General features: G+C 67.1%; 7 protein-coding genes. 5 read left to right on the top strand and 2 right to left on the bottom strand.

All coding sequences use genetic code 11. The features are described from left to right. Nucleotides 1–7: 7 nt before the first annotated feature. Together A9974_RS01325 and gpmA are read right to left on the bottom strand one after the other, a co-directional pair. Nucleotides 8–1,600, bottom strand: a complete 1,593-nt coding sequence (locus A9974_RS01325; protein WP_183002394.1) for a peptidoglycan DD-metalloendopeptidase family protein — start codon at nucleotides 1,598–1,600, stop codon at nucleotides 8–10. Between the two features lie 5 nt (nucleotides 1,601–1,605). Next, nucleotides 1,606–2,358 carry a 2,3-diphosphoglycerate-dependent phosphoglycerate mutase gene (gene gpmA / locus A9974_RS01330; RefSeq protein WP_025138388.1) on the bottom strand — a complete coding sequence of 251 codons (753 nt, stop codon included), beginning with the start codon at nucleotides 2,356–2,358 and terminating at the stop codon, nucleotides 1,606–1,608. Nucleotides 2,359–2,519: 161 nt separating this feature from the next. Between gpmA and A9974_RS01335 the strand changes: the two genes are divergently transcribed. From A9974_RS01335 to A9974_RS01355, 5 genes are all read left to right on the top strand, one after another. Continuing rightward, the gene (locus A9974_RS01335; protein ID WP_183002395.1) at nucleotides 2,520–2,942 is read left to right on the top strand and encodes a rhodanese-like domain-containing protein; all 423 of its coding nucleotides are present in this window, start codon (nucleotides 2,520–2,522) and stop codon (nucleotides 2,940–2,942) included. Between the two features lie 50 nt (nucleotides 2,943–2,992). Next, nucleotides 2,993–3,250 carry a glutaredoxin 3 gene (grxC, locus tag A9974_RS01340; RefSeq protein ID WP_025138386.1) on the top strand — a complete coding sequence of 86 codons (258 nt, stop codon included), beginning with the start codon at nucleotides 2,993–2,995 and terminating at the stop codon, nucleotides 3,248–3,250. A 54-nt stretch (nucleotides 3,251–3,304) separates the two neighbouring features. After that, on the top strand, nucleotides 3,305–3,838 hold the full coding sequence (secB, locus tag A9974_RS01345) for a protein-export chaperone SecB (protein WP_183002396.1): 534 nt from the start codon (nucleotides 3,305–3,307) through the stop codon (nucleotides 3,836–3,838). Between the two features lie 18 nt (nucleotides 3,839–3,856). After that, nucleotides 3,857–4,909, top strand: coding sequence for an NAD(P)H-dependent glycerol-3-phosphate dehydrogenase (locus A9974_RS01350; protein WP_183002397.1), 1,053 nt, complete (start codon nucleotides 3,857–3,859; stop codon nucleotides 4,907–4,909). 75 nt (nucleotides 4,910–4,984) lie between these two features. Then, complete coding sequence (locus A9974_RS01355; protein ID WP_183002398.1) at nucleotides 4,985–5,980, top strand: tripartite tricarboxylate transporter substrate binding protein; 996 nt, start codon at nucleotides 4,985–4,987, stop codon at nucleotides 5,978–5,980. Nucleotides 5,981–6,094: the final 114 nt, after the last annotated feature.

The raw sequence follows: 6,094 nt of genomic DNA on the forward strand, positions 1-6,094 counted from the left end.
TTGGGCTTTACTGCGCCAGCCACTGGGCCGGATCCACAGGAGCGCCACGATGGCGAATTTCAAAGTATAGGCCGGATTCCACTTGGCCGCCGGTAGCCCCTACCGTAGCAATAGTATCCCCCGCCGCGACGGAATCGCCCACCCGTTTGAGCAGACTTTGGTTGTAAGCATAGACGGTTAGATATTGCTGCCCATGATCCACAATGATGAGGTTGCCGAAACCCCGCAGCCAATCGGCGTAAACCACCGTGCCGGGGGCCACCACCTTGACGGGCGTGCCTTCGGCCGCGCGGAGCACCACGCCACGCCAGACACCGCCATCCGGGCGATCGACCCCGAAACGGCCCTGCACCTGCCCCCGCACCGGCGCGGCCAGGCCGTGGCGCAAGCCATTGCCGCCGCCCACGGGCGCGGCGCGCTGGGTTGATGCCGTACGGGTTGGAGCGGCTTCTTCTTCAACGGGTTCCGCCTTTTTAGGGGGATCCGCGGGTTTTTCCGGGGGCGGCGCTTCGGCCGGGCCGGTCAGGCGCGGGTGGCGTTGTTCAGCTGGCCGCAAGCCGGCGGCGTCGAGGTCGGCCACGGCGACCGGGCCGCGGGCCTGGCGCGATGCGGCCTCGACCTGTTCGCGCGCCTCGGCGGCTTCGCGGGCCTCGCGCGCGTCGCGGTCGCGGCGGGCATTGTCCGCAGTGGCTTTATCGGCGGCGGCCTTGCGGGCGGCTTCCGCTTTCTTGCGGGCTTCTTCCGCACGGCGGTCGGCTTCGGCTTTTTTGCGGGCCTCTTCGGCGCGCCGGGCTTCCTCGGCGCGGCGGGCCTCTTCGGCGCGGCGCCGCGCTTCTTCGGCCTTGCGGGCCTCTTCGGCCTGCTTGACGATGGCCGCGTCCAGATCGGTGATCAGGCGCGACAGGCGCTGGTCGTCCCGCCCCAGCTTGTTGGCTTCGGAGCGTTGGGCGGCAATCTGCCCTTCCAGCTGCGCCAGCAGCGTGGCGCGGGATTTTTGCTGAACGACCAGCGCGGCCTTTTGTTCGGTGGTCTCGGCCACGCCCTTTTCGATCTCGGCGCGGCGGGCGTCAGCGCGGCCCTGCAGGGCCGCCAGGCGGTCGATGTCGGCCCGCAGCGCCTCGACGGCGCGGGCGCGGGCCTGCGACACGTAGTCGAGGTAGCCGAGATTGCGGCCCAGCACCTGGGGATCGTCGCCAGATAGCAGCGCCGTCCAGGGCGACAGACCGCTGGTGTACTGGGTGCGCAGTTGATCGGCCAGCTCGACGCGGCGCTTGGCCAGCACGATCTGCTGCGCGGCAATCTGCTTTTCCAGGCCGGACAGGTCCGCCGTGGCCTGGCGGTTGGCGTCAGCCAGTTCCTTCAGGCGCAGATTGATCTTGGAAATGGCGGATTCGGACTGTTTCAGCGCGTCGGCCGCTTCCTTGCGAGCCGCCTCGCGCGTGTCGATATCCTTTTGCAGGTTCTCGATGCGGTCGCGCAGCTGGGCCTGCTGCTTTTCAGCCTCGGACTGGCGACCGGCGAGGTCATTGGGCGCGGCGCGCGCCGACAGCGCTCCGCCGGCCAGCATGACCGCCAACAACAACCCCGCCATGCGCAACATGGATATCAGTCCTTCTTAGCCTTGCCTTGGGCCGCGACCGCGGCCATGGCCGCCTCGATCTCGGCGGCGTCGCCCAGATAATAGTGGCGGATGGGACGCAGGTCATCATCCAGTTCATACACCAGCGGCTGGCCGGTGGGGATGTTCAGGTTGACGATGTCGTCGTCCGAGACGTTGTCCAAATGCTTGATCAGGGCGCGCAGGCTGTTGCCGTGGGCGGCGATCAGCACCTTGCGGCCGGCGCGGATGGCCGGGGCAATGGAGTCGTTCCAGAACGGCAGCACCCGTTCCACGGTGTCTTTCAGGCACTCGGTGGCCGGCAGCTGGTCGGCCGGGATCTTGGCGTAGCGGCTGTCGAAACGGGGGTGGCGCTCATCGTCCAGCGACAGCGGGTTGGGCGCGATGGCATAGGCGCGGCGCCAGATCAGCACCTGCTCGTCGCCGTACTTGGCGGCCGTCTCGGCCTTGTTCAGGCCTTGCAGGGCGCCGTAGTGACGCTCGTTCAGACGCCAGTTCACGCCCACCGGGGTGTACATGGCATCCATGGCGTCCAGGGCGATCCACAGGGTGCGGATGGCGCGCTTGAGCACGGACGAATAGGCCAGGTCGAAGGTGTAGCCTTCTTTCTTGAGCAATTCGCCCGCCTTGCGGGCCTGTTCGCGGCCCGTGTCGGTCAGGTCGACGTCGGTCCAGCCGGTGAAACGGTTTTCCAGATTCCACTGGCTTTCGCCGTGGCGCATCAGAACGAGTTTATGCATGGTTTGGCACGCTTGTAACGCGGGTTAAAGTGAGGAACTGCGCTCATTTTATAATTGAGCGATTTTGCCCTTGATTTTGCCCCGGCGCACCCGTCGATTTCCCGGCGCGGCGCTTCAGGGTTCGCCTTTACCAGGCTAGACGCCGCACTTCAGGATGCCCCGTGGACCTTCTGCAATTCTTGCTCGATAAAAACAACATCTTCATTGTCGCCGTAACGGTCGTTTCCGGCGTGATGCTGGCCATTCCTGCCCTGCGCAAGGGCCGCACCGGCTCGGCCGTGAGCACCACGGAAGCCATCCAGATGGTCAACCAGCGCCAGGCCGTGTGGGTCGACGTGCGCCCTGCCGAACAGTTCCAGGCCGGCCACATCGCCCAGGCGCGCAGCCTGCCGGCCGCCGATCTGGAGCAAAAGGCCGCCTCGCTGCCCAAGAACAAGCCGCTGGTCGTGGTTTGCGACAATGGCCGCGATTCGGCCCGCGCCGCCGCCAAGCTGCGCACCCAAGGTTTCGCCGACGTGGTGCCCCTCGAAGGCGGCATGCGCGCCTGGCTGGCAGCCAACCTGCCGGTCACCCAGAAGGGTTGAACCGGCGCGCCGCGCCCCCACCTAACCGATAAAATCCGCCTGGAGCGCCTATGAACAAAGTTGTCATGTACAGCAAGGACTATTGTCCTTATTGCGCCCGCGCCAAGGCGTTGCTGGAGCAACGCGGCGTGACCGACCTGGAAATCATCCAGATCGACCGCGAACCCGGTCAGCGCGACCTCATGATCGAACGCACCGGCCGCCGCACCGTACCGCAGATCTTCATTGGCGATACGCATGTCGGCGGTTGCGACGACCTGATGGCCCTGGATCGCTCGGGCGGCCTGGCCCCCTTGCTCAACGGCTAAGCGCTCCCTTCGGCTAATCGCCCCTTTTTGCCCCTCCCACCAACGGAAACACTCATGGCTGATCAAGACCAAAACACCCAGCAAGAAGGCGGCAACGACGCGCCCTCGTTCAATCTGCAACGCGTCTACCTGAAAGACCTTTCGCTGGAAATGCCGAATGCGCCCCACGTCTTCCTGGAGCAAGAAGCGCCCCAGGTTGAAGTGAGCATCACCGTGGGCGGCCAGCGCCTGGCCGAAACCGTGTTCGAGACCACGGTCACGGTTACCGTCACCACCCGCGTCAACGACAAGGTCGTGTACCTGGTCGAAGGCACCCAGGCCGGCATCTTCGAAGCGTCCAACATCCCCGAAGAGCAGCTCGATCCGCTGCTGGGCATCGTCTGCCCGACGATGCTGTACCCGTACCTGCGCGCCAACATCGCCGACGCGATCACCCGCACCTCGATGCCGCCGCTGCACCTGACCGAAGTCAACTTCCAGGCCCTGTACGAACAGCGCCTGGCCGAGCTGCAGCAGCAGCAAAGCAGCGCCAACGGCAATGGCAGCGACTCGGGCATCATCCTGCCCGCCAGCGCCACGCGCCAATAAGGCACGCCGCGGCGCCCCATGAGCCAGCCCAATGCGCCCAGCCTGCGCGTCGCCGTCCTGGGCGCGGGCAGTTGGGGCACCGCGCTGGCGGCGGCCGCAAGCCGCCGCCACCCCACCATACTATGGGCACGCGACCCGGCCCAGGCCGCCGACATGGCTGCCCGCCGTGAAAACGCGCGCTATCTACCCAACATCGCCCTGCCGCAGGCGCTCGAGATCTCTTCCGATCTGGACGCCACGCTGCGCAGCCTGAAGCAAGACGGCAAGACGCCGCTGATCGTGCTGAGCGTGCCGATGGCCGGCCTGGCCACCACCTGCGCCGAACTCGCACGCCGGCTGCCCGCCCTGGGCCTGCAAGACACCCCTATCGTCTGGACGTGCAAAGGCTTTGAAGCCGATACGGCCAGGCTGCCCCACGAAATCGTCCGCGAAGCCCTGCCCGGGGCCATCGGCGGCGCCCTGTCCGGCCCGTCCTTTGCCCGCGAGGTCGCCCAAGGGCTGCCCGTCGCCCTGACCGTGGCCAGTGACAACGCCGGCTTGCGCGCCGCCACCACGCAAGCCTTCCATGGCGCCGCGCTGCGCGTCTACGCCAGCAGCGACCTGGTCGGCGTGGAAGTGGGCGGCGCCCTCAAGAACGTCATCGCCGTAGCCTGCGGCATCGGCGACGGCCTGGCCCTGGGCACCAATGCCCGCGCCGCGCTCATCACGCGCGGCCTGGCTGAAATGACCCGCTTCGGTGTCGCGCTCGGCGCACAGGCCGAAACCTTCGCCGGCTTGACCGGCCTGGGCGACCTGGTCCTGACCGCCACCGGCGACCTGTCGCGCAACCGCCGTGTCGGTCTGGAAATCGGCGCCGGCCGCAAAGTGGCCGACATCCTGGCCAGCGGCATCACCGCCGAAGGCGTGCGCTGTGCCCGCGCTGCGCTGGAGCGCGCCCGTGCCGTCAATGTCGAATTGCCGATCACCGAGGCCGTCTGCGCCGTGCTGTTCGACGGCGTCGCCCCCATGACGGCGGTATCGGCCCTGCTGGCCCGTGATGCCCGCGACGAACAAAGCGACGGCGGCGGCTGAACGCCAGCGCGCCGCCAGGCTCCCATCCCTGCCCCAAGAACAACACGACGCACGACACCCCAGGAGACACCTTTCATGACGCGAACCCGCAAATTCCGGGTCGGCCCCCTGCTGCGCGGCCTTTGCCTGAGCCTGGCGGCCATTCTGCCCGCCGCCGCCCACGCCGACTGGCCCGAGCGCCCCATTCACCTGGTGGTGCCGTTCCCGCCGGGCTCGTCGCCCGACATCCTGGCGCGCACCATCTCCGAGCCGCTGGCGCAGGCGCTGGGACAACCCATCGTCATCGACAACAAGCCCGGCGCCGGCGGCAACATCGGCACCCGCATCGTCGCGCAAGCCAAGCCTGACGGCTACACGCTGCTCTACACCATCAACGGCCCGCTGGTCACCGCCCCCACGCTCTACAAGAAGACGTTGGGCTACGACCCGCTGAACGACCTGGCGCCCGTGACGCTGGTAGGCACCAGCCCCAACGTGCTGGCCGTGCCCGGCAACCTGAAGAACGTCAACAACCTCCAGGACTTCGTCAGGATGGTCAAGGAGCACGGCAGCTCGCTGAACTACGGCTCCGTCGGCCCCGGCAGCTCGGCCCACCTCGCCATGGAAATGTTCAAGGAACGCGCCGGCATCGACATGGCGCACATCCCCTACGCCGGTTTCCCGCAGGTCATCAGCGCCATCATCGGCGGCGACATCCAGGCCGGCTTCATGGTCCCCGCCATCGCCATCCCCCAGACCCGCGACGGCAAAGTCAAAGTCCTGGCCGTCACCAGCCTGCAGCCCAGCGACACCCTGCCCGGCATCCCCACCATGGCCTCGCAGGGCTACCCCGACTTCGAAGCCATCTCCTGGAACGCCGTCCTGGCCCCCGCCGAAACCCCGATGCCGATCATCGAACGCCTGAACAGCGAACTGACCCGCATCATCAACAGCGACGCGGTCCGCAAGCAGATGGCCCTGCAATACTTCACCCCCGCCCCCTCCACCCCCGAAGCCCTGACCGTCCGCATCCAGGACGAAAAGGCCCGCTGGGACCAGGTCATCCAAAAACTGAATCTGTCTCTGGACTAAAGCCCAGGCCAAACCCAAACCCGGCCCAAGCCGGTCACTGCGCGCAACCACGCCACCACGCGCCCACCAGCGCGCAGCGTCATCACAGCCCGCAAGACACCCCAACGCCAAAAA

The sequence above is a fragment of the Achromobacter sp. UMC71 genome, from assembly GCF_014170305.1.
Classification (GTDB): Bacteria; Pseudomonadota; Gammaproteobacteria; order Burkholderiales; family Burkholderiaceae_B; genus Achromobacter.

Bases quoted from the DNA above. Each gene is read 5' to 3' on its own strand.
- A9974_RS01325 (WP_183002394.1), bottom strand. From the start codon at position 1,600: ATGTTGCGCATGGCGGGGTTGTTGTTGGCGGTCATGCTGGCCGGCGGA.
- gpmA (WP_025138388.1), bottom strand. From the start codon at position 2,358: ATGCATAAACTCGTTCTGATGCGCCACGGCGAAAGCCAGTGGAATCTG.
- grxC (WP_025138386.1), top strand. From the start codon at position 2,993: ATGAACAAAGTTGTCATGTACAGCAAGGACTATTGTCCTTATTGCGCC.
- secB (WP_183002396.1), top strand. From the start codon at position 3,305: ATGGCTGATCAAGACCAAAACACCCAGCAAGAAGGCGGCAACGACGCG.
- A9974_RS01350 (WP_183002397.1), top strand. From the start codon at position 3,857: ATGAGCCAGCCCAATGCGCCCAGCCTGCGCGTCGCCGTCCTGGGCGCG.
- A9974_RS01355 (WP_183002398.1), top strand. From the start codon at position 4,985: ATGACGCGAACCCGCAAATTCCGGGTCGGCCCCCTGCTGCGCGGCCTT.